17 protein-coding genes are annotated in these 23,442 nt (G+C 69.4%); 11 read left to right on the plus strand and 6 right to left on the minus strand.

Features of this window, described 5'->3' with window-relative positions:
* Positions 1-10: 10 nt before the first annotated feature.
* A complete protein-coding gene (locus BHS09_RS19795) occupies positions 11-1,009 on the minus strand; it encodes a radical SAM protein (RefSeq protein WP_140798593.1) in 999 nt (332 codons plus the stop codon).
* A 512-nt stretch (positions 1,010-1,521) separates the two neighbouring features.
* Complete coding sequence (locus tag BHS09_RS19800) at positions 1,522-2,103, minus strand: tRNA-uridine aminocarboxypropyltransferase (protein WP_140798594.1); 582 nt, start codon at positions 2,101-2,103, stop codon at positions 1,522-1,524.
* 718 nt (positions 2,104-2,821) lie between these two features.
* Between BHS09_RS19800 and lspA the strand changes: the two genes are divergently transcribed.
* The 4 genes from lspA to BHS09_RS19825 all read left to right on the plus strand — a co-directional run bounded on the left by lspA (position 2,822) and on the right by BHS09_RS19825 (position 8,749).
* Positions 2,822-3,349 carry a signal peptidase II gene (gene lspA, locus BHS09_RS19810; protein ID WP_140792165.1) on the plus strand — a complete coding sequence of 176 codons (528 nt, stop codon included), beginning with the start codon at positions 2,822-2,824 and terminating at the stop codon, positions 3,347-3,349.
* 448 nt (positions 3,350-3,797) lie between these two features.
* Positions 3,798-4,631, plus strand: coding sequence for an MBL fold metallo-hydrolase (locus BHS09_RS19815; RefSeq protein WP_140792167.1), 834 nt, complete (start codon positions 3,798-3,800; stop codon positions 4,629-4,631).
* A gap of 13 nt (positions 4,632-4,644) precedes the next feature.
* Positions 4,645-6,234: a sigma-54-dependent Fis family transcriptional regulator gene (locus BHS09_RS19820; RefSeq protein WP_140798595.1), complete on the plus strand. Its 1,590-nt coding sequence runs from the start codon at positions 4,645-4,647 to the stop codon at positions 6,232-6,234.
* A gap of 157 nt (positions 6,235-6,391) precedes the next feature.
* Positions 6,392-8,749: a hypothetical protein gene (locus tag BHS09_RS19825; RefSeq protein ID WP_237079692.1), complete on the plus strand. Its 2,358-nt coding sequence runs from the start codon at positions 6,392-6,394 to the stop codon at positions 8,747-8,749.
* A 95-nt stretch (positions 8,750-8,844) separates the two neighbouring features.
* On the opposite strand, the gene BHS09_RS19830 is transcribed toward BHS09_RS19825, so the two are convergent.
* The 4 genes from BHS09_RS19830 to BHS09_RS19845 form a co-directional block, all read right to left on the minus strand.
* Positions 8,845-9,843 (minus strand): hypothetical protein, encoded by a 999-nt coding sequence (locus BHS09_RS19830; protein ID WP_140796521.1) that lies wholly within the window; start codon positions 9,841-9,843, stop codon positions 8,845-8,847.
* Positions 9,844-9,947: 104 nt separating this feature from the next.
* Positions 9,948-12,191: a serine/threonine-protein kinase gene (locus BHS09_RS19835; protein ID WP_140798597.1), complete on the minus strand. Its 2,244-nt coding sequence runs from the start codon at positions 12,189-12,191 to the stop codon at positions 9,948-9,950.
* Positions 12,188-13,852 carry an adenylate/guanylate cyclase domain-containing protein gene (locus BHS09_RS19840; RefSeq protein ID WP_026114112.1) on the minus strand — a complete coding sequence of 555 codons (1,665 nt, stop codon included), beginning with the start codon at positions 13,850-13,852 and terminating at the stop codon, positions 12,188-12,190. Before BHS09_RS19840 ends, BHS09_RS19835 begins: the two co-directional genes overlap by 4 nt.
* A gap of 107 nt (positions 13,853-13,959) precedes the next feature.
* On the minus strand, positions 13,960-14,871 hold the full coding sequence (locus BHS09_RS19845; protein WP_140792175.1) for a hypothetical protein: 912 nt from the start codon (positions 14,869-14,871) through the stop codon (positions 13,960-13,962).
* 71 nt (positions 14,872-14,942) lie between these two features.
* Between BHS09_RS19845 and truD the strand changes: the two genes are divergently transcribed.
* The 7 genes from truD (at position 14,943) to BHS09_RS19880 (ending at position 23,433) form a co-directional block, all read left to right on the plus strand.
* A complete protein-coding gene (gene truD / locus BHS09_RS19850; RefSeq protein ID WP_140798598.1) occupies positions 14,943-16,580 on the plus strand; it encodes a tRNA pseudouridine(13) synthase TruD in 1,638 nt (545 codons plus the stop codon).
* A 111-nt stretch (positions 16,581-16,691) separates the two neighbouring features.
* Positions 16,692-17,261: an RNA polymerase sigma factor gene (locus tag BHS09_RS19855; protein ID WP_237078442.1), complete on the plus strand. Its 570-nt coding sequence runs from the start codon at positions 16,692-16,694 to the stop codon at positions 17,259-17,261.
* Positions 17,258-17,761 (plus strand): hypothetical protein, encoded by a 504-nt coding sequence (locus tag BHS09_RS19860; RefSeq protein WP_140792181.1) that lies wholly within the window; start codon positions 17,258-17,260, stop codon positions 17,759-17,761. The genes BHS09_RS19855 and BHS09_RS19860 overlap by 4 nt, the downstream gene beginning before the upstream one ends.
* A gap of 7 nt (positions 17,762-17,768) precedes the next feature.
* Positions 17,769-19,196, plus strand: coding sequence for a DUF8173 domain-containing protein (locus BHS09_RS19865; protein ID WP_174258839.1), 1,428 nt, complete (start codon positions 17,769-17,771; stop codon positions 19,194-19,196).
* 233 nt (positions 19,197-19,429) lie between these two features.
* Positions 19,430-20,776, plus strand: a complete 1,347-nt coding sequence (locus BHS09_RS19870) for a 2Fe-2S iron-sulfur cluster-binding protein (RefSeq protein WP_140792185.1) — start codon at positions 19,430-19,432, stop codon at positions 20,774-20,776.
* Positions 20,773-22,290, plus strand: coding sequence for an FAD-dependent oxidoreductase (locus tag BHS09_RS19875; RefSeq protein ID WP_140792187.1), 1,518 nt, complete (start codon positions 20,773-20,775; stop codon positions 22,288-22,290). The genes BHS09_RS19870 and BHS09_RS19875 overlap by 4 nt, the downstream gene beginning before the upstream one ends.
* A 348-nt stretch (positions 22,291-22,638) precedes the next feature.
* Complete coding sequence (locus BHS09_RS19880) at positions 22,639-23,433, plus strand: trypsin-like serine peptidase (protein WP_140792189.1); 795 nt, start codon at positions 22,639-22,641, stop codon at positions 23,431-23,433.
* Positions 23,434-23,442 lie beyond the last annotated feature (9 nt).

Genomic DNA, 23,442 nt, shown 5'->3' on the forward strand with positions numbered 1-23,442 from the left:
CACGGACATCCTATGCGACCAGGGGCTTCCGGCCTTCCATGGGAATGACCTCGATGCGGTCCCCCACCCACTTCCGGAAGTGTGCGTCCAGGTCGTAGTTCTCTTGCTTCCAACCGTCCTGGACGGAGCCCGTCACCAACGAGCTGAAGAAGAGCTTCTTGCCGGTGACGATCTCCTCGGTGCCCATCATCCCGTCCGGCCAGATGAGGAAGTAGTAGCGGCTGTAGTTGACGGTGCGGTCCGACAGGCGAATCTGCATGTCGGGGTAGCGCTCCCGCAGCCGCTCCACGGTCGCGGTGACATGCGACGTCTCCTCCGGCATCAACTCGCCGTAGATGTGATAGGCGCGGCCGGCGGAGAGCGTCCAGGAGATGGCCCAGTCGCGGATGCCCCGCTCGTAGATGAACTGGGCCAGCTCCTCGACATGCTGGCTGTTGTGGCGGTTGAGACAGGTCAGGATTCGCGGCGCCACGCCATTGTCCACGCACAGGCCTATGGCCCGGAGCGTCTCCTGGTAGGTGTTACCCTTGGCGTTGCGGCTGGGGCGAATCTCGTTGTTGACCCGCTCGTCCATGGAATCGAGGCTGATTTCCACGCGCGTGCAGCGAGACACCGTCTTCATCATCTGCTGCGTCAGGAAGGTGCCGTTGGTGCCGAGGATGGTGGCGACACCATGGTCCGTGAGCTTGTCGATGACGTTCAGCGTGTCTCGGCGCATCAACGGCTCACCGCCAGAGAGAATCTGTCGCATGATTCCCGCGCGGATGACTTCGTCGGCCACCTTGAGCTGCTGGGGCGTGGAGAGCCGCTTCGACGGCAGGTCCTCGACGTTCCCGTAGCAGTGGATACACACGAGGTTGCACGGCGCAGTGACCAGCCATCCACAACCGATGGGACTCCGCGGCACAGGCACGCAACCCTCGAACACCTTCGCCGAGAACTCATCGCGGAGGTTGTCGTAGATGATGGTGCCCCAGCTCTCCTGGCGCTCTCTGATGCGTACGGACATGGTGAGGAATTAAGAACAGCCCCGCAGCCGACAATGGGCCGCAGAGCCTTGGTTGATGAATCTGAGCCGCCCAATCGAAAGACACACCACGCCCGGGAGGACGCCCCTGCCGCCTTGGGCATGGGTACAGTCACGTCCGCCCGACAGCGCCCCCGAACCTTCCGGGGCTCCCCCTCGTGACCTCTTGAAATAGAAGAGCCAGCCTACGCTGACGTCACAGAGATGTTACGCGGGTTTCACTTTATCCGCAAGAGCGAGTTTTTCTGTTTCTTCATGACGTCCCTGAAAGAGGCTCATCTGCCGCGACATTCTCTTTAACTCACGCCACTGACATCGCGGTGTCGGACGCCGCCGCGAGCCAGCACCGGCTCCGTGCTCCGAACGCATCGCTTCCGCGGAGAAGCGGTGGATGCCCCCGGCAACGCAATCACAGACATCCCGAATCCATCAAGACCGGCTCAAGCGCGTGTCAATTCACGAAGACACGGAGCCGCGCACGGATACCCGGGGACTCAATACAAGGTCCCGCACTCGGCGATCCGCTGGACTCGGAGCGCGGCGAGCCGCGCCAGGGGCATGGCCACATCGGCCCCCTCCAGCGCCGCCACCGCTCGAGCCACGGCATCCAGGGTGGACATCCCGGAGGGGTGCGAGGGTTCGCGGAGCCGGAGCAGTCCTGGCTCCGGTGGCGGCAGCGCCAGGCGAGGCAGCGTCCGTAGCGCGGCGACCCGTTGTGTCATCCGCCGCGCCTGGGACCAGCTCGCGTCCAGCACCACCAGTTGCCGCGGTGGCGGTGCATCGGGCGGCGCGGGCGGCCCATCGGGATAGAGCAGCCACGTCCCGGGCTCGGAGAGCAGCTCCAACTCCGCGCTCCCGCTGAGGGAGCCATGGATGAGGCGCTTCGAGTTCACCAGCGCCAGCGCGGCCACGCCGCCGGTGTTGCTCTTCTTCGCGATCTCCATCACGTGCTGCAGGAGGAGGATTCGCGTCCGCGTGTGGACCTGGGGAATCTCGTCACACAGGCACAGGTGAAGCGCCAGGTTGCAGCGGGAACAACGCGGGCGACTGGCGAGACGGGAAGACACTGCCCCCATCTTGGTCCGGCCCTTGGACGAACAGAAGCACTCGTTTCCCCCTGGCCCTCGTGCTGGGATGCTTCGTCATGGGTGATTGGGCGGTGACGACGCACTGAACCTGGACACGGCCGCGAATGCCTGAAGCCAGGGACTTTCCGAGCGACCGCTGAGCTGCCCGGGAGCCCTCCGGCGCAAGCCGCTTCGCGCGAGCCGCGGCGCTGCTGGGTGAAGACGCCTCCCTCCCGCCTGCGGTTCAACACGCGGTGCTGTGTCTGCGCACCCCCATCCGCTTCGAGCGCCCTCTTGCATCCTGGAGCCTGAGCGAGAGCCATCTGGACTCGGCCCCCGCCGCCCGCGTCGCTGAGGCGCTCATCGCCGGGGCCCCCTCTCATCGCCGGGGACGGATGGAATGCGTGGTGGGACTCTTCACTTTCGAGTTCGGCTGGGTCCACACAGGCGTCCTGACGCTGTTCATCGACAATTCGATGGAGCGAAGTGGGGCCGAACTCGAAATGACAGGCCGGTTCAACGCACTCTCCGAAACAAAGGAGGTCGGCCCGTTCGCGCACTCCCTGTACATGGAGCGGCCCACACCGGTCCCGATGCCCCTCGTCGCCTGGCCCTTCCCCACGCGGTAACTCGGTCTGCCAGTGGCCCTGCGAGCACGATGAGCATCCGCTCACCGACACTCCCGGTGGTTGTCCGGCCACCTCATTTGTAGGAGGCTGCGCCGCCAATGACTCCGGAGCGTCGAAAGTACCTTGTCGTGGGCGGGCTGGCCACGCTGTTGCTCATCCTCGACCAGTGGACGAAGGTCCTGGTCCGCGAGCATGTGAAGCCCCTGGGCTACACCGGCATGAGCGTCTTCGGCGACGTCATCCGCTTCCAGTACGTGGAGAACACCGGCATCACCTTCGGCATGTTCCGGTCGCTGCCCTACGCCCAGCTCATCCTCAGCGCGGTGGCCATCCCCGTCTTCCTGCTGGTCATCCACCTGGTCCGCCAGACGCCCGCGGACCACTACCGGCTGCACGTCGCGCTCGGCCTCGTCGGCGCCGGCATTGGCAACCTGATTGACCGCGTCCGCCTGGGCAGCGTGACGGACTTCGTCGTTGCTGACCTCGGGTTCTGGCCTCTGAACCCCTGGTATGCCTTCAACGTCGCGGACGCCGCGCTCGTCGTCGGCGCCATCTTGATGGCCTTCGACTCACGTCGTCCGAAACCGGCCCCTGCGCCCGCTCCCGCTCCGAGTCAGGGCGACTAGCCAGGGCGTGGGCGCGCGGTCGCTTCCTCGCGACGCACCACGCAGCAGGGGAATCCGCCGCGAGCGGCCAGCCCGGAACAATCCCTCCAGCACCAATGTGTACCCCTGGAGCTGGAGGTCCGTGATGCGGCCAGCTTCTCCAGATACTCGGCGGTCGGAGTGCCCTCCGCGCACTGGTGGATGCATGCATTTTCCCGCATCGGGTGAGCAATGAAGACAGGACTGCCGTGCGCCATTGGAAGACGTGCCCGCCGCCCTGCCATGCGACCGACCTGCACCGGTTTGGATCGCCCGCACCAGGCGAGCGCGCTCCATTCTGGAGCACCGATGGGCGCACCCAAGGCCCTCACCCCTGATTCCGGGCACTTGGGAATGGCACACACCATGCTCTGAGGCTCCGGGCATGAGGGCGTCCCAGGCGGAGGCCCCCCATTCAAGGAGACTCACGATGGAAGTCCGGTTTCATGGCGTTCGGGGGAGCATCGCGGTGTCGGGCTCGCGCATTGGCGGCAACACGGCCTGCGTGGAGGTGACCAGCCAGGGCCACCGCCTCATCCTGGATGCCGGGACGGGCATCCGCGCACTGGGCGAAATCATGATGCGCGAGGGCGCGCCCCAGAAGGCCACGCTTTTCTTCTCGCATCTGCATTGGGACCACGTGCAGGGCTTCCCCTTCTTCACGCCGGCCTACCTGCCCACGTCCGAGCTGACGCTCTACGGCCCGGGCGCGAATGGGGCCCAGGCGCTCCAGTCCGAGCTGGCCGCGCAGATGCAGCCGCCCCACTTCCCGGTGCCGCTGAGCATCATGCGCTCGCGGATGGACTTCCGCTCGGCGCTGCATGCCCGGCCCGTGGAGGTGGGCCCCTTCCGCGTCACGCCCATCGACGTGCCGCACCCGCAGGGGTGCCTGGCGTACCGCGTGGAGGCGGATGGTCATTCGTTCGTCTACGCCACGGACGTGGAGGTGCGGGTGCAGGACCTCGCGCCGGAGGTGGGCCGCCTCTTCGAGGGCGCGGATGTCCTGTGCCTGGACGCGCAGTACACGCCGGACGAATACGAGGGCCGCACGGGCGTGGCGAAGAAGGGCTGGGGCCACTCCACCATGATGGATGCCGCGGGCGTGGCCGGGCTGGTGGGGGCGCGCCGACTGTGCCTGTTCCACCATGACCCGGCGCACGGTGACGACGTGCTCGAGGACATGGCGGAGCAGGCCCGCGCCCTCTTCCCCGTCTGCGAGCCCGCACGCGAAGGCCAGCGGCTGGTGCTGGGCCGCGCGGCCTGAGAGGGGCGGTCCCATGCCGTCTGGATGTTATGGTGCGGCCTCCGCGTTCGTCCTTCCGCCGTTGCCCGCCATGCCCCAAGCCCCCTCGGACGTCTCCCAGGTCCTCCTCCCCTTCGGAGGACTCGTTGGCAGGGAGGTGGACCTCGACGCGTTCCTCCAGACGCTGATGGACCGCATCGCCATCACCCTGCAAGCGGACCGCGGCACCCTCTGGCTGCTGGACCCGGCCCGCCGCGAGCTGTTCAGCCGCGCCGCGCACCTGCCCGAGGTGTCCCAGATTCGCGTCAAGCTGGGCCAGGGCGTCGCAGGCACCGTCGCCGAGGCGGGGCACGCCATCAACGTGCCGGACCCGCGCGGCGAGCAGCGCTTCTTCGCGGACATCGACCGGATGACGGGCTACCGCACCACCAGCCTGCTCGCCGTGCCACTGCGCGACGGAGACGGCGCCCTCTACGGCGTGCTCCAGGTCCTCAACCGCCGCGGCGAGGACCGCTTCACCGGCGAGGACACGCAGCGGCTCACCGCCATCGCCTCGCAGGTGAGCACCGCCCTCCAGAGCACCAGCCTCTACCAGGAGCTCCAGCGCGCGAAGGACCAGCCCCAGGTACCGGTGGGCTACTTCTTCAACCGCATCATCGGCGAGTCCACGCAGCTCCAGGCCATCTACCGACTGGTGCGCAAGGCCGCTCCCACCGACGCGACGGTGCTGCTACGCGGCGAGAGCGGCAGCGGCAAGGAGCTGTTCGCCCGTGCCGTCCATGTGAATGGACCCCGCAGGGACCAGCCCTTCATCAAGGTGGACTGCGCGGCGCTGCCCGCCACGCTCATCGAGAACGAGCTCTTCGGCCACGAGCGCGGCGCCTTCACCGGCGCGGACCACCGCGTGCCCGGCAAGTTCGAGGCGGCCAGCGGCGGCACGGTGTTCATCGACGAGATTGGCGAGCTGCCCCTGCCGGTGCAGGGCAAGTTGCTGCGGGTCATCCAGGATCGCGAGTTCGAGCGCGTGGGCGGAACCCAGGCCGTGAAGGTGGACGTGCGCATCGTCGCGGCCACCCACCGGGACCTGGCCCGCATGGTGGCCGAGGGCCGCTTCCGCGAGGACCTCTACTACCGCATCAAGGTGGTCGAGGTGGTGCTGCCGCCGCTGCGGGAGCGCGGCGCGGAGGACATCGAGCGGCTCGCCCGCCACTTCGTCGCAGCCGTCGCCCGGAGGCACCGGCTGACGCCGCCCCGCCTCAGCGCCGCCGCGGTGGAGCGCCTCAAGCGCTACCGCTGGCCCGGAAACGTGCGGGAGTTGGAGAACTGCATCGAGAGCGCCGTGGTGCTCTGTGAAGGGGAGATTCTCGAAGAGCACCTGCCCCTGCCCAATGTGGACCGGGCCGCCCTGGCGCCTCCCGCAGCCTCTCAGGGTGTCAACGCGCCAACTGCACCCGCGCCCATGGATGCGGGCCTGCTGCCACTGGCGGAGGTCGAACGCCGCCACATCCTGCGCGTGCTGGACGCCGTGAAGGGCAACCGCACCGCCGCGGCCCGCGTGCTGGAGATTGGCCGCAACACGCTCGCGCGGAAACTCAAGGAGTACGGCCTGGGCGACGAGCCCTGACGCACCGCACGGAGGCGGCCTCCACCCCACCCTCCAGGGCATCTGTCCGCTGACCACCGGTCTTTTCTGGTATCCGCCTTGTTCCGAGCTGAGCAACGGCGTACGACAAAGAGACCTCCGGCCCACGTGCAGGAGGCTTCAGCCCAGGGGGACGCGCATGAAAGTGGTCAACAAGCTGCTGGAGAAGCTTCCCGACGTCGTGGCGGGCAAGGTGCCCGACGTGAAGCTGCAGGACCAGGACATCAAGGTGCCGCTGGCCCAGGGGACCTTCACGGAAGAGAAAATCCTTCCGCCCAAGCTGGCCATGCACGGCATCACCCTCTCCTTCGAAACCACCGGCGAAGCGTCCATCCGCAACTTCAACTCGCTGGGCGACGTGGACGAAAACGGCATCGTCGGCGAGCCGAGCCCGGAGAGCGCCGAGGCAGGGCCCCGGCCCCAGCTGCTGCTGGGCAGTGACATCGGGTGGATGCGCTACCAGGTGTCCGCGCGCGTGAAGGCCGCAGTGAGCGCCAGCCTGTCCTTCCTCGCCTCCGAGAACCAGACGGAGCTGTCCGTCACGCTCAGCGACTACCGCGCGCATCCGCTGGGCCAGAACATGCGCGAGGCGGTGCGCTCCGACCTGTCCGAGCTGCGGCTGATGCAGGCCACCGACCTGGCCAAGCTGACCACGGGGGACGCGGTGGCGTGGCAGGCCCGCGGCGCGCTCCACACACGGCTGGAGCTCAACTGGGCGGACATCTTCCCCACCAACCTCAACCGCCTGGGCTTCCTGCGCGGCAACGAGCTGCTCGCGCTGAAGACCAGCGCCAAGGCCAGCCTCTCCGCCCGGGTGTCCCTCACCGACGACTACCAGCTCAGCTTCTCCCGTCCCCGTGCCGGCCGCATCCAGGTCGCCGTGCGCAAGGTGAAGTCCCATGAGCAGGCGCTCTCCGCCGGCCTGGGCATCACCGTGGAGCTGCTGGACCCGGCGGCGGTGAAGGCCCAGCTGGGCCAGCTGTTGGAGGCGCTGCTGGGGCCCGTCCTTCGCGACCTCGTCAAGAAGGGCACCACCGCGGTGGAAATCATGGACGGCCTGGTGGACAAGGCCAGCAAGGCGAAGCTGGACGACAACCAGAAGAAGGTGCTGGGCCTGGTGCTGGAGCGCCTTGGCATCGACCCGCAGCTGGCGGACCCGGCCAACCTTCCGCAGGCCTGGGCCGACTTCAAGGCCCGCGTCGCCGAGGCGATGGAGAACGCCGTCCGCTCGCAGGTCGCCGAGGGCTTCGAGTACGAATACCTGCGCCTTTCGGAGGCCTCCACGCTGCTGGAGGTCGTCGTGGAGGACGTCACCGCGATGCGCTTCCACGAGTCCCTGCTCAAGGGCAACCTGGTGGAGCTGCTGAAGTGGATGAAGAGCCTCCCTGCCCAGCAGAGCGAGTTCGAGCTGCGCAACTACCTCCACGCCACCACGCTCACGCGCCAGCAGGCCTACGGCTTCTCCCTGGGGGTTGGCTCGTTCGAGCTGCTCAAGGCGAAGAACGTCAGCAAGCAGTCCTGGGTGACGCAGGAGAACTTCCAGGGCGCCCGGCGCATGGCGTTCCTCGGACGCCGGGGCTACGAGGACAAGCTGCTGGGCACCCGCGGACAGTGGGTGGTGGACCTGAAGGCGGACATGACGCGCTTCTCCCCCACCCCCGTGGCCTCCGACTTCGGCTACGGACTGCACCTGATGCTGTGGGGACGGCAGAAGAAGCTGTCGCGCAAGGACCTTCAGCAGGCGGTGGATGACGCCGTCGTCTGGGGCGTGCTGGACGCGAAGGACGCGGCCACCGTCATCAGCGTCATGCAGGAGGACGTGGGCAAGCACCCCATCGAAACGCGGCTCGAGCTGAAGATGGCGGATGACTCGTTCCGCGCCCTGGTGCCCCGCATCCAGACGCTCGAGCTGTCCCGCTTCTCACGCGCCCTGGCCCGCGCGCTGCCCTGGAGCGATCAGCTTCCCCGCGCCTCCGCCGAGTTCCGGCGCGCGGTCTACGCCCCCATCTGGGAGGCCTACCTCCGCGAGGTGCAGGAGCAAGGCAGCCTCATGCTGAATGACTTGTCACCCAGCCGAGCCGCGCAGATCGCCAAGTGGTACTTCCAGAAGGACCCCACGGTGCGCGACCTGGGCAAGGACCTGCAGCTCATCGAAAGCGAGTGGCGCCCGGGTGGCGGCAACTTCAGCTTCGCGGAGGTCATCTCGAAGAACCCCAACACGCTCATGAGGTGCAGGAACTTCGTGAGCGGCATGGTGCGCCTGCGCCGCGCCATTGACGAACGCAAGGCCCCGGACGAGCTGCGCACCGTGTTCGGCGAACTGGAAGGCATGTGGACCACCGGCTTCCACCTGCGCGCCGCGGGCTCCCTGCTCTCGGACCTGGCGCAGTCCACGCCGCTAGGCCTCGCGGGCGTCGAGCGGACCCTCACCGTGCGGGTGGCGGACAGCGAGGAACAGCTCGTGTTCTCCACCACGCGAGGCACCGGAGCAGACTGAGCGCGTCCCGAGCGGCCTGGGCGTCAGTGCTCGGACCGCGAGGCCCACGGGCGCATCACGCTCCTTGCGCGGCGGTACGGACCCCGCCGCGCGTCTCATAGCGCCCGTGACAGGACGACGGCCGCTGCCATGGACAACACCCCGGCCGCCGCGAAGTGCCGCCAGGCCCGGCGCGCCAGCGTCTCACTGGTGGCCGGCGCCTGGGGTCCCAGCACCAACATCGCGGGGCCTCCCTCCCGACCGACCAGGGCATAGCTGCCCTCGACAGGGCCCCTCCGGAGTTCGCCCACCACGAGGCAGGATTCGCCCACCGCGCCCACGCGCTCCCAGGACAGGGCCTCGGGTTCGATGGCGGGCCTCGGGCTGGGGGCGTCCGTGGACGGAACGTTCATTCCACCCGGGGCTGGGCTCAGGCTGGCCGCAGACTCCCGCACGCGCGCTGTCACCGGATGCGCCGTCTGATACCAGGACGCGGGCACCGTGCCTGGCAGGGCCTTGCACCGGCGGACCTCCACCGGGGCCATCAGCGACGCGGGCGAAAAGGACACAGAGGCACGGGCGCGCTGGCCCCGCAGCGCCAGCACCGGCGCATACGCGCGCTCACGCGACAACAGCGGCCCGCGCCGGCCGTCCGCCGCCACCTCGCGCACCTCCGCGTCGAAGAAGACACACGGCACGCCGCCGGGCGACGTCAACGTCGACTCCGCGTCCAGGACGCCGTGATAGACGCCCCAGCCTGGGGACGCACCGGCACGCAGGGCCGCCACCGCTTCATCCAGCGGCACCGGTGCCGAACCCCGCAGCACGTTGGCCCGGGTCCGGGCCCAGGCGCCCCGCAGCGCCAACCCCGCGGCCAGCACCAGCAGGACAGAGCCCATGGCCTTCACGGCCGTCTCCGAGGCCAACACCGCCCCGGTCCCCTGAACGTGCCGCAGCACGACGAGCGCCACCCCCGCCAGAAGTCCGAACCACAACAGGGGCACGCGGTAGGGACGGGACGCCACGTCCTTGCGCCCGTAGGCGAAGGCCGCCACCAACAGTCCCAACAGGCACGCCGCGTAGACCGGCGCCAGTGCCATGCGCCACAGCTCCATCCCGTCCCCCTGAAGGCTCGGCATGGACTCCCGCGTGGCGGAACATGCCGAGAGCAAGGTGGGGATGGAGCGGCGTCCGCGCAAGCCTTCGCCTGCCGTGCGGGCTACTCGGGGCCGGCGGCGACGCGGCGGACGGGCCGGGGCATCAGGTGCCCCCGGACCTTCAAGTCATCGAACGAGCAGGACAGGTTGCGGCAGCCCAGGGCCACCTTGCCCACGCGGTCCTCCAGGCCCACCAGCAGCTTGCGGGCGAAGCGCTCGTTGTTGAGGAACGCCTCCACCAGCACGCCCGAGCTGTTCCGGCGCAGCTGCAGCCGCACCTGGTAGGGGCCGTGGGCCGGCAGCGGCATCTCGTCCTCGACGAGCGCCTCCGTGTCCTGCGCGCTGTTCCCCACCACCTCGCGCCCGTCCGGCATGAAGTAGCGCCACGACAGCCGCATGCCCACGTCCGGAATGGCGAACGCGGAGACCTGCAAGTCCTTGATGCGGAACGCCAGCTCGCCGTAGTGCTGCGCATCCGCGTCCTGCGCGTACTCCGGTCCCAGCTGCGCCACGTCCATCAGCACTTCGGCCGTGAAGTCGTTGGACGAGAAGTAGCGCTGCGCGATGTACGCGCGCGGAATCAGCCGCCGCCCATTGGTCTCCTTGCCCGCCTGCAAGGCCTGGAGCTCCCCATCCACCAGCCGCCATTGGCCACTGTGGACGTTGACCTCCTCGTTGCCCTCGTTGAAGCCCAGCTCCAGGCGCGAAGTGCCCCCGGCCTTGGCGGGCGCCGCGAAGGAGAGCGATGAGAAGACCTCGCCGTAGGTGTTCGGCGGCAGCGCCCGGTTGCCGGGCTTCACCTGGACGCCCTTCGTGCCGATGATGACGCGCTGGTCGTCGCCCAGGTGGAGGCTCACCGGCCCCACGAACCACCGGACCGCGAAGCCCAGCAGCGCCAGCCCGCCCACCACCGACAGGCCACCGCGCACGCGCCGCCAGCCCGAACGGAGCTGACGCGACAGCGCGGTCTGCCGCACCGGCCGTACCGATCGCGCGGCCGCGGGCACCATGCGCCCGTCCAGGTTGCTCTGTGGAATGCCCGGCGCGGAGCTGGTGGCAATCATCGCCTCCAGCGCGGCGCACAGCTCGCCGGCCTTCTCGTAGCGCGCGGCTGGGTCCTGCTCCAACAGGCGGTCCACCACCGGGTCCACGCGCGGGTCCAGCCCCGGCACCTTCGAGGAGGGCAGCTTGAAGCGGCCCAGCGGCAGCTCCCCGGTGAGCACCTCGTAGAGGATGACGCCCAGCGAGAAGAGGTCCGCGCGCCCGTCCACGTTCTTCGCGTCGCGGCGCTGCTCGGGAGCCATGTAGTTCAGCGTGCCCATGGCCACCGACGTCGCGGTGAGCTGCAGCCGCGAGTCCGGCGCGCGGATGCCCGCGAGGCCGAAGTCCGCCACCTTCACGTGCCCGCGCCCGTCCAGCAGGATGTTCTCCGGCTTCAGGTCGCGGTGGATGATGCCCTTGTCGTGCGCGCACTCGATGGCGCGCGCCACCGCCAGGAGGAGCTTGATGCCCTTCTCCGGCGTGAGCCCGGCCGACATCGCCTCGCGCAGCGAGCGGCCTTCCACGTACTCCATGACGAAGTAGTAGTGCTCGCCCGCCACACCCCGGTCGATGATCTGGATGATGTGCGGGTGGTTGAGCGCCGCCAGCGCCGTGGCTTCCTTCTCGAAGCGCGTGACGAACTCCGGGTCCTTCGCCAGCCGCGGCGGCAGCAGCTTCACCGCCACCGTGCGCCCCAGCGACTGCTGCCGCGCGAGCCACACCTCGCCCATGCCGCCGCGCCCGAGCATCTCCAGCAACTCCAAGCCCGGCAGGTCCACCTTGCCAGCGCCCACGAAGGTGCTGTCCTCGTGCGCGTTCAGCGCCGAGTGCGCAGTGTCCGAGCCCGTCTTCGCGGACGAGCGAACCAACGTCTGCTCCACTGACGCGTCCGAAGCTCCGTTGCTGGAAGGAATGGCCACACCGCTGGTCCCCGGCGCCGCCACGCCTGGCAGCCCGCTCCCGTCGCCGCGAGGCCCGGAGCGCGCGGGCTCCGAAGCGCGCGAAAGGGAGATGTCGATGCCCGGCTCCGGCTCCGCGTGAGGAACCACCGTCACCACGCCGGAGGTCCCATTGGCCGGAGGGCGCTGCTCCTGGATGCCGCTGCCCGTGGGCACCATCGTGTTGCGCGCCACCTCGGCGGCCACGTCACCCCGGCGGGCCTCGAACCGGATGCCGCAGCGGCACTGGACACGCTGGCCGCTCACGTAGACGCGGATGTCGTGTGGATGGCCGCAGTTGGGGCAGGCCTGCGTCGTCGGGCTCATGCTCGGCGTGAGGAGGAAGCGGCGGTGGTGTATTCCAGCCCGTGGACGCGGTAGGTCGGCACGGCCTTCTCCTTGCCCTTCACCTGGAGGGCCGGCAGCCCCTCCACGTCGAAGCCGGCGCCCGCCCTGCGCACCGTGGACTCGGAGGCCAGCACCTCGCCGCTCTTCGCCATGCCACATAGGCGCGAAGCGGTGTTCACCGTGTCGCCAATGGCGGTGAACTCGTGGCGTTCGGCGCTGCCCATGTAGCCGACAACGGCCTGCCCGGTGTTCACCCCGATGCCGACCTCAATGGGCTGCTTGCCCGCGGCCACGCGGCGGCGGTTCAGCTCATGCACGGCGTCTTGCATCTCCAAGGCGGCCCGAAGCGCGCGGGCGGCATCGTCCGGGTGCGACAGCGGCGGCCCCCAGACGGCCATGACACAGTCCCCAATGAACTTGTCCAGGTTCCCCTCGTGGCGGAACACCACCCCGGCCATGGCGGTGAAGAATGCGTTGAGCATGTCTACCACCTCTTGCGGAGAATCGTTCTCCGAGATGGTGGTGAACCCGCGGATGTCCGCGAAGAGGCAGCTCACCTCCGCCAGCCTGCTCTGCGCCAGGTCTTCCGTCTCACCGGCGATCACCGCGTCGGCGACGGCCTTGGACAGGAAGCGGCTGAGCTCCGCGCGCGTCACGGCCTCGGCGCGAATCTGCTCAGCCAGCGCCGCGTTCTCCAGCGCGATGCTCGCCTGCGAGGCGATGCCGGAGAGGATGGTCAGGTCCTTCTCCGAGAAGGCGTTGATCTGCTGCCGGCTGTCCAGGAAGAGCACCGCCTGAATCTTCCCGTTCACCTTCAGCGGCACCGCCATGGCGGACCGGATGCCCTGCGCGACGATGCTCTCCGCCGCGGAGAAGCGCTCGTCGATGATGGCGTCCGCCGTCAGCACCGCCTTGCCCGTCTCCACCACGCGCTTGAGCACGGTGTCGGACAGCATGACGTTGACGGCCTTGTCGGAGCGGTGGTGCACCGCCGACGGGATGAACTCGCCGTCCGCGGCCACCTTCAGGATGACGCCGTGGTCCGCGGCCAGCAGTTGGAAGGCCACCTTGAGGATCTGCTCGAAGAGCCCCGTCTGGCTGCCCTGCAGGCTCACCTGGCGGTGGAACTCATGGGCGATGCGCAGCTTCTCGTAGTCGCGGCGCAGCGCCTCCACGTCCGACACCTGTTCGGCAGGCCGGAAGTTCTGCGGCACCTGGTCCATCTGCGCCAGGAAGGCCGGCATGGAGATGGACTGCGCCACCACCGTCACGCCCGGCGCGGTGGGCGCGTTGGCCGGCGCCACCGGCTCGCCGCTGTGGAAGATGAGCCGCGAGGCGCCCAGGGAGATTTCGTCCCCGTCGCGCAGCTTGAGCTCCTTCACCCGGCGGCCATTCACGAAGGTGCCGTTGGACGAGCCCAGGTCCTTGAGGATGAAGTCCTTGCCCACGCGCTCGATGACCGCGTGTTCCTTGGAGACCTCCCGGTCCACCAGCCGCAACGTGTTGGACGGATGCCGGCCCAGGGACGTCGCCGGCCCCAGGGGAAACTCTCCGAGCGTGCCATCCGCGAAGCGCCCTGTCAGACGGGGGCCGCGAATCTGCCCGGGTTTGGGAGCGAAAGGGACGGGGGACTGGCTCACGCGGAAATCCTCACCGGCCCGGACACTACCAGAGGCCATCGGCACCGGGGAACGCTCGGAAATCACCACTGCACGGCCGAGCAGCGTCCGCCTGGCGGGACGGCTCCTCAGCGACGGGCCGCCGGCTTCCTGTCCGCACCGCCCGCCCGGATGGCCAGGCCCACCGAAGGCATCACGGTAACGCCCCCCAGGTTCCGCTCCATCCCGAAGAGCTGCGGCCTGCTCCGGAAGTAGCCCCCCGTCACCTCGGCATAGAGGTGGACGTACCGGTAGCCCACGGCGATTCCCAGCGTGGAGCCCACGAAGTGGCTGCCCACCGTCGCGGGAAGCGTCGCGTCGAAGCCCGACACCGGCTTCCCCTGCTGGGAGTAGTCCACCAGCCGCGCGTCCAGCCGGGTGCGACTGTAGATGTACTTGGGCGCCGCGTAGAGCTTGAAGACGTCCCCCCAGTCCGCGCTGAGGTACAGGGGCACCTCCACGTCGTAGCGGCTGAAGTCGTTCATCTCCACCACCTCCAGCACGTCCAGGACCGGGCTGCTGAAGAAGTGCTTGGACACCCCCACCCCCAGGGACATGTCAAAGGAGCGCTGGCCCAGCTCCAGATAGCGGCCCACCTCATCTCCGCCGTGGGCCAGCTGGAACTTCAGGTCCCCGCGCAGGGAGATGCCGCTGTAGCGCAGGCCCACGTCCAGCCGGTCCACCACCCCCACCCGGACCATCAGCTCCGGATTGACGCCCGGCGGGGCCACCATCAGCGCCACGCCCGCCGTCAGCAGCTCCTGCTGGGCCTCCTCGCTCAGCGTGTAGGGACGGTCATTCGCCACCGCGTCCCGGGCCGCCTCACCCTGCTCGATGCCGGCGTCCACCACCCGGACCAGGGACCCCACCGGGATGAAGAACCCCGCCCCGCCCGTCACCTGGACCTGCCCCGGCGCCAACGTCCGGGCCGTCTGCTGCGTGGACAGCGTGGATGCACACCCCGGAGCCAGGGCCAGGAGCAACAGGGGAAGAATTCGCATGGGAGGTCACGTTATCCCCTTTCTGGCGCAGGTGCTTCATTCCGGGGCGCCGCGCTGGTAAGGGGGGCGCCGTGCGAATCAAACAAAAGCCCGAGGACTTCTCCGTCAAGGAGTCATACCGTTTCGACGAAGTCGACTCGGGACGTCACCGCGTCTACCTGATGGACAAGCAGAAGCTGTCCACCTTCGACGCCGTGACCCGGCTGCGGGATGCGTTCGGCCTCAAGCCCGGCGCCATCAGCTACTGCGGCCTCAAGGACAAGCAGGGCCGGACCGAGCAGATCATCGCGGTGGACGGCGCCGACGTGGACATGCAGGAGCCTGACCTGCGGCTGAAGTACCTGGGCCGCACGGACAAACCGCTGTCCGCCGCCAACATCACCTCCAACCGCTTCTCCGTCACGGTGCGCTCGCTCCAGCCGGAGTCGCTGGGGCCCCTCAACGTGGCCGCCGCCGAGGTCAACCGCCTGGGCGTCATCAACTACTTCGACAGCCAGCGCTTCGGCTCGCTGAAGCACGGCCAGGGCTTCATCGCCAAGGACCTCATCCGGGGCGACTTCGAGGCCGCGCTGCACAACTACATGGCCAAGCCGTCCGAGCTGGACCGGACGGAGGACGCCAAGATCAAGGCCTTCTGGAAGGAGAACTGGGGCCGCTGGGACGCGCGCGTCCCCTACGAGGGCACGCGCAAGTACCACCGCGTCCTCAAGTCCCTGCGCGACCAGCCGGGTGACTACCTGCGCGCCTTCATGCAGATCGACGCGGACTACCGCGCGATGCTGATCTTCACCTACCAGAGCTTCCTCTGGAACGAGGGTGTGCGGCGCTACCTCCAGCTGATGCTGCCGCGCGAGCACCTCTTCCCCATGCGCTACCAGGCTGGCACGCTGCTGTTCCACCGCGACGCCAGCCCGGAGGTGCTCCGCACGCTGCGCGATGCCTCCTTCCCCCTGCTCGCGCCGAACTCGACGTTCAGCGACCCGAAGGTAGAGGAGGCCGTGCGCTGGGTGCTGGGCCGCGAGAAGCTCCAGCTGTCGGACCTGCAAGTCCCCGGCGCCGAGCGCAGGCTCTACTTCAAGCACGAGGAGCGGCCCCTGCTGTCGTTCCCGCACAAGCTCGTCGTGGGCCGCACGCAGGCGGACGAACTCAACCGCGACGACATCAAGGTCAACATCGCCTTCACCCTGCCGCCTGGCGCCTACGCCACCCTGGTCATCAAGCGGCTGTTCCACTTCGAGTACACCGAGGACAGCGCGGAGACCATCCGCGCCTCGCAGCGGCCGAAGCTGGTGGAGGCCGAAGCCGCCGCCGCCGCGCACGAGCCCTCCAGCCGCCGGGGGCCGCCCCGCCGTGACGCGGACGGCGCACGCGCCGGAAGCCGTGGCGCTCCGGGTACGGAGACCCGCCGCCGTCCATCCGGAGACCGCGACACGCGCGCGCCCGCCGGCAACCGCGATGCCCGGGGCGCTGGAGCTCCGGGCCGCCGCCGCACCGGTCCGCGTGAGGTGGAGATCCTCGAGCCCGCCTCGGGCCGCGCCCGCACCCTGGCCGCCAAGGTCCCCGCGCCCACCCAGGCCGCGGAGCCCGCCGCGCCACTGGGCTTCCGTGAGCGGCAGCGCCAGCGCAAGGACGCCCGCTCGGCCGCGCGCGCGGAGACCGAGGCCAAGCGTGTGGCCAAGGCCAAGCCCCCGAAATCACGGAAGAAATAGAGATGTCTCTCCCGGATGCAATGGGCGGACGGGCGCGCCGTAGACCAAGGCGTGAACGCTCTTGCCCTCGACGACGCTCCCGGGACGCTCGCCCATGCCATCGGGATGCTGATGGCTGAGGAAGCCCCTCCGCTTCCCTGGAAAGCGGACGTGCAGGCCGCCCGCCGAGGTGACCCGTCCGCTTTCGAGTCCCTGGTTCGCAGCGTGCAGCGCCCCGTCTACGGCCTGGCGCTGCGGCTGCTCCAGAGCGAGGCCGAGGCCGCGGAGGTGGCGCAGGAAGCGCTGCTTCGCGCCTACCAGAACCTCCACCGCTACGACGACGCGCGCCCGTTCGACCTGTGGGTGCTCGCCATCACCCGCAACCTCTGCCTGGACCTGCTCCGCCGCCGCACCAAGGTGCGCACCGAGGAGTTGGAGCCCATGAAGGAGGTGCTCCCCAGCGGCGAGGCGTCGCAGGAGGAAGGCGCCATCGCGCGCGAGGAGCGGCAGTCGCTGGAGGAGGCCATGGCCACTCTGTCCGTCGAGGACCGGGAGGTGCTCGCCCTCTATTACGTCCAGAAGCGCACGACGAAGGAGATCGCCCAGATCATGGGCTGTGCGCCTGGCACCATCATGGCCCGGCTCTTCCGGGCCCGTGAGAAGCTGCGCAAGAAGATGACGACCGAGGAGGCTCCACGATGAATCCCCACCTGTGCCCGGACCTCGAAGTCCTCTTCGCGGAGCTGGAAGCCGGCGAAGGGCCCGCGCTGGACCACGCCGCCGAGTGCGCCGCCTGCGCCGCCGTCCTGGAAGATCACCGGCTGATGGAGCAGGACCTGTACCGGCTGGCGGATCCCCTTCCCCCGCCCACCCTGGTGGCCAGCGTCATGGCGCGCGTGTCCGCCGAACCCGTGCCCCGGCGCCGCGAGGTCTGGTCCGGGCTGGCCATCCTGCTGACGTCGATGCTGGGCGGGCTGGGCTATCTGGTGATGAGCGACCAGGCGCTCGGCCGGCTGGGAACCGGGCTGGCCTCCGTACTGGTGCAGGGGCGCCCCTTCATCGAAGGCGTACTCAGTGGCGCCAACGCGTTGTGGTCCACCGCAGGCATGACGGTGGCCTGCTCTCTCGCCTTCCTCCTGCTGACGTCGCTGTACGGTCTCAAGCGGCTTGCCGGCACCGGGCCCACTCCTTCCGAAGCGTGAGCGAACCATGAAGCTCCTTCCTCGAATCCTCTTCCCCGCTCTGCTGCTCGGCGCCCCCCTGGCGCTTGCCCAGGACACGGCGCCCCAGGCTGGCGTGACGGCTCCCGCCGCGAGCACCATCGACATCAGCTTCCGCGGCACCCTGCGCGACGCCCTCAAGACGATCGCCGACAAGGGGGGCCTCAATCTGGTCGTCACCGGCGACCTGGACTCGCCCGCCGAGGTCCACCTGCGCGGCGTCACGGCGAACCAGGCCCTGCGCACCGTGGCCCGGGCCTATTCGCTGCGCCTGGACCAGGACGGCACCATCTTCACGCTGCGACCCATGACGGCGCAGGAGAAGCGCGCCGCCGAGTCGGGTGAGTCCGAAGCCAACGTCGACGCCGCGCCGCTCGAGATGGTGGTGCCTTCCATCCCGCCCATCCCTCCGATTCCCGACCTCCCGAACGCGTTCTCCGAGGAGACGCGGAACGAGATGAAGCGCGCCCGGGACGAGATGAAGCGGACCCGCGACGAGGTGCGGCGCAACATGCGTCGCAACGGCAGCCGCAACGTGGTGGCGCGCGGACAGAACCTGGAGGTGAAGGAAGGCCAGTCGGTGGAGAGCGCCGTGGTGTACGGCGGCAACCTGGTGGTCAACGGCCACGTGAAGGATGACGCGGTCGCCTTCGGCGGCAACCTGGAGGTCCACGGCCGCGTGGACGGAGACGCGCATGCCTTCGGCGGCAACGTCATCCTGGGGCCGGACGCACACGTGGAAGGCGACGTGTCTGCCTTTGGCGGCTCCGTGGAGCGCGACGACGCCGCCCAGGTGGAAGGCAGCATCGAGTCCTTCGGCGGCGCGGGGATTGGCCGCATGGTGGCCAGTGAAATCAAGAAGGGCGTGAAGGAAGCCAAGGACCCCTCCGAAAACCGGAGGGACCGCGACGATGACGGCGCGGGCATGGCGGGCTTCATCCTCACCTTCGCGGTGCTCTTCGGGCTCGGCTTCCTGGGTCAGATGTTCTTCCCCGCGCGCATGAAGCAGCTGGGTGAGGAAGTGCGCCGCAGGCCGGTGCAGACGGGGCTCACCGGCTTCGTGGGACTGCTGGCGATGATTCCCCTCACGGTGGTGCTGTGCATCACCATCATCGGAATCCCGGTGGCGCTGGTGCTGTGGATGGCGGCCCCCGTGGCGGCGGCGCTGGGCTACGCGGCGGTGGCGAGCGAGCTGGGCACGCGGCTGCCCATCCTCCGCGGCCGGAAGACGCAGGCGGTGGTGCTGGCCCTGGGGCTGCTGGTGCTGATGGTGGTGGGCTCGCTCCCCATCCTCGGTCCCATCATCACCACGCTGGTCGGCCTGATGGCCCTGGGCGCGGTGGTCCGCACCCGCTTCGGGCACCGGCCGCAGGGCATGCCCGAGCCCATCATCCCCTCGACCGAGCAGCCTGTCTGACAGGGATTGCCGGGTGCTTTGCCCGGCGCGTCACGCACCGACGCGAGTCTTCAGGGGGACTGTCCCGGGCGCCACACGGCCCGAGACGGTCCCCTCTCGTTTTACAGTGTGCGCCTTAGCCAAGCTCGGGCGCGCCATCACCACGCCTATCGGCCAGGCGTGTTGGGCATAGCGCGTCATGCCTTCAGAGGCTTTGACCGCCCGGTCCGCGTGCGCCATTTTGCGCGCACCCTATGCGACGCCTTCCCGACGTACCGCCGCGCGGCCGGGCCATCACCGTGGACCTCGAGGGCGAGAGCCTCCCCGCCATCGAAGGTGAGCCGGTGGCGTGCTCGCTGGTTGCCGCGGGTGAGCCCATGCTCGCCCGCTCCATCAAGTACCACCGGCCGCGAGGCCCCTACTGCTTCGCCGGGGCCTGCTCGCATTGCCTGATGCGGGTGGACGGCGTGCCCAATGTCTACGCGTGCCGCACGCCCGCGCGGGACGGCATGAAGCTGGAGCGGCAGAACGCCTACCCCTCCGCGAAGGTGGACATCTTCGAGAGCATCGACTGGTTCTTCCCCAAGGGCATGGACCACCACGAGATGTTCGCCGGCGTGCCGGTGGCCGAGCAGGTGATGGCCAAGGTGGCGCGGCAGCTCGCGGGGCTGGGCCTGCTGCCCAAGACGCCCGCGCCAGTGACGGCGCCCGCGCGCACGGTGCGCACCCGCGTGGCCGTGGTGGGCGGCGGCGCGGCGGGACTGGCGGCGGCGCGCGTGCTCACCGAGCGGGACGTGGGCTTCCTCCTCATCGAGCGGGACGACGCGCTCGGTGGCCGGCTCGCGAACGGCGCGCCGGAGGCCGGCGGCCCCAGCCTGGACGACATCCACCGCATCTCCCCCAGCAGCGTGCTCACGCGGGCCACCGCGCTGGGCCTGTATGACGACGATGCGGGGCGCTTCCTCGCGGTGGGCACCTGGGAGGCGGACGCGCCGCGCCTGGTGAAGGTGTACTCGGAGCGCTTCCTGCTCACGCCCGGCGGCCATCCGCCCACGCTCCCCTTCGAGAACAACGACCTGCCCGGCGTCTACGCGGGCCGAGCGGCCAGCCTGCTGCTGCGCCGCTACGACGTGGCGCCGGAGACAGCAGCCCTGGTGGGCTGGGGCGCGGAGCTGCACGCGCTGGCGAACCTGCTCCAGGAGCGCGGCACGAAGGTGGTGGCGGTGGTGGACCTGCGGGACACGCCGCCGGCGGGCGCCCATGCCACGGCGGTACGAGGCAGCGAGCCCAAGGCCCATGGCCTGCGCGGCGTGAGCGCCTTCAGCTACACGCGCGAGGGCGGCGGCCGCGAGAAGGTGTCGTGTGACGCGGTGCTGGTGTCCGTCCCCGTCAGCCCCAGCTTCGAGCTGGCGCGGCAGGGCGGCGCGAAGGTGCCGTTCGACGAGAAGCGCGGGCTCTTCGTGGTGGAGACGGACGCGGACGGGCGCACCCAGGCGCCGGACGTGTACGCCGCGGGTGACGTCACGGGCGGAGGCACCGCGAAGGACGCGGCGGCGGCCGGACGGCGCGCGGCCCAGGCGCTGGTGGGAGGGCTGTCATGAGCAAGGCGATGATCTGCTCCTGTGAGGACGTCACCGTCGACGACATCCGTCACGCGGTGTCCCGGGGCTTCTGCGACGTGGAGTCGGTGAAGCGCTACACCGGCTTCGGCACCGGCATCTGCCAGGGCAAGAGCTGCTCGGCGGCGGTGGCCGCGCTGCTGGAGAAGGAGAAGGCGCTCAAGCCCGCGGCCGTGGTGCCCTTCACGCCGCGCCCGCCGCTCTACCCCACCGAGCTGCGGATGATGGCCTCCGCGCCCGTGGACGAGTCCCAGCCGCCCGTGGGCGGGCTGCCGCAGGAAGTGGACGCCTTCCCCGCCGCGCTGCGCCCGGAGGGGCCGGTGCCCGCGAAGGCGAAGGTGGTCATCATCGGCGGCGGCATCATGGGCCTGGCGCTGGCGTACAACCTGGCGCGCGCCGGTGAGACGGACGTGGTGGTGCTGGAGCGCGGCTACCTGTGCGCGGGCGCGTCCGGCCGCAACGGCGGCGGCGTGCGCATGCAGTGGGGCACGCCCTCGCTGGTGGAGCTGGCCAAGCGCTCCATCGAGTTGATGAAGGGCTTCGCGCGCGAGCTGGGCATCAACGTCTGGCTGCGCCAGGGGGGCTACATCTTCCTGGCGAAGACGAAGCCGGTGGCCCAGCGGCTGGAGCGCAACGTCTCGCTGCACAACCGCTTCGGCGTCCCCACCCGGCTCATCACCCCCGACGAGGCGCGCGGCATCGTCCCCGGGCTCACGATGAAGGACTGCCTCATCGCGTCCTACAATCCGGAGGACGGCGTCATCTTCCCCTGGCCCTTCCTGTGGGGCTATGCGCAGGGCTGCCAGAAGCGCGGCGTCCGCGTGGAGACGTACACGGACGTCACCGGCTTCGAGACCAGCGGTGGCCAGGTGCGCAAGGTGAAGACGACGCGCGGCGACATCGCCTGTGACACCGTGGTGCTGGCCGCCGGCGCCTGGAGTCCGCAGGTGGCGAAGCTGGTGGACGTGAAGCTGCCCAACGAGCCGCACCGCCACGAAATCCTCAGCACCGAGCCGCTGAAGCCCTTCCTGGGGCCGCTGGTGTCCGTGCTCGACAGCGGGCTGTACTTCAGCCAGTCCATGCGCGGCGAAATCGTGGGCGGCATGGGCGACGCCAAGGAGCCCGCGGGCCTCAACATGGGCAGCACCCTGCGCTTCGTGTCGCGCTTCGCGCAGGCGCTGATGGAGCAACTCCCCCAGGTGGGCCACGTGAAGGTGCTGCGCCAGTGGGCCGGCTGCTACGACGTGACGCCGGACAACAACCCGATTCTGGGACGCACCCCGGGCCTGGACAACCTGCTCCAGATGTCCGGCTTCGTGGGCCACGGCTTCATGATGGCCCCCGCCGTCGCGGAGCGGATGGCGAAGTGGATGGCCACCGGCGAGTCCGACGAGCTCTTCACCCGCTTCAACCTCCGGCGCTACTCTGACGCGGCGGGCCATTCGCGTGACTTCGGCACCGGAACGCTGGAGCGCGAGGACATGGTCATCGGCTGAGCCCCAGGCCGCGCTGCTCCCGGGCCGCGCCTGGACCCGTCTCCGCCGGGTCCGGACGCGGCCCTTGTATTTTTCCGGAGCCTGTCCTGGCCGAAGACAACGGCTGGGGAGCGAATTGACCCGGAACGCACCAGCTCCGGATAGTCTCGCAAATCACGAAAAACACTGGCGGCCGTCAGCGGGGTTGTGAAGCGCCTTTACATCAACAACTGGGTTACCTGGACAGGGACGCACCAGTCGCGTGTGCCGGCACGGTGCTCGCTCCGAGTAGAGACGCTCGGAGTGGAGACATGGCACGGCGCGTGCCTTGGCGCCTCGCCGCGCAATCCAGCGCGAGGAGGTGTTCCGATGTTCCCGAAGAGCGTTCGTGCGCTGTTCCTGGTGGGAGCCCTGTCTGCCTGCGGTACCGAAGCACCTCCCGACGTTCCCAACGCGGACGGCCAGGAGCCTCTGCAGTCGCAGGAGTCCAACGTCATCGTGGGCTCGGTGAACTGGGTGAGCGCCACGACGCTGTCCGGCACGCAGCGCACGCGCTCTCTCGCGGTGGGCTACCTGTCCATTCCGGCGGTGAGCTCGCGTTGCACGGCGTGGCTGGTGTCGCGGGACGTGATCATCACCAACAACCACTGCGTCGGCAGCAGCTCCGAGGCCTCCGGTGCGCGCGTGTCCTTCAACTATGAGGACGGCGTCAGCTCCACCGCTCGCGTCTGGTACAACTGCGGCACGATGATCCGCACCTGGGCCGGCGACGACATGACGGCGCTGCGCTGCACGGCCACCAACGGCCAGCTCCCGGGTGACGTGTACGGCTGGCTGACGGTGGCCAGCGCCAACGCCGCCACCAACGCCAGCATCTACGTGGTCCACCAGAACTGCGACTACTACACGACGAGCGGCTGCACGCCGACGAAGAAGTCCTCGCCGGGCGTGGTGCGCAACGCCAACTACAGCACCACGGACCTGTCCTACGACGCGGACACGCTGGGCGGCTCGTCCGGCTCGCCCGTGCTGTCCTCGTCTTCGCACCAGGTGGTGGGCCTGCACCACATCGGCCTGGGCGGCAACTCGCAGGGCCGCGGCACGGCCAACACCGGCGTGAAGGCCACGCGCGTGAAGGCGCGCCTGGCCGAGATTGGCCTCTAGGTCCGGGCA

The sequence above is a fragment of the Myxococcus xanthus genome, assembly GCF_006402735.1.
GTDB lineage: Bacteria > Myxococcota > Myxococcia > Myxococcales > Myxococcaceae > Myxococcus > Myxococcus xanthus_A.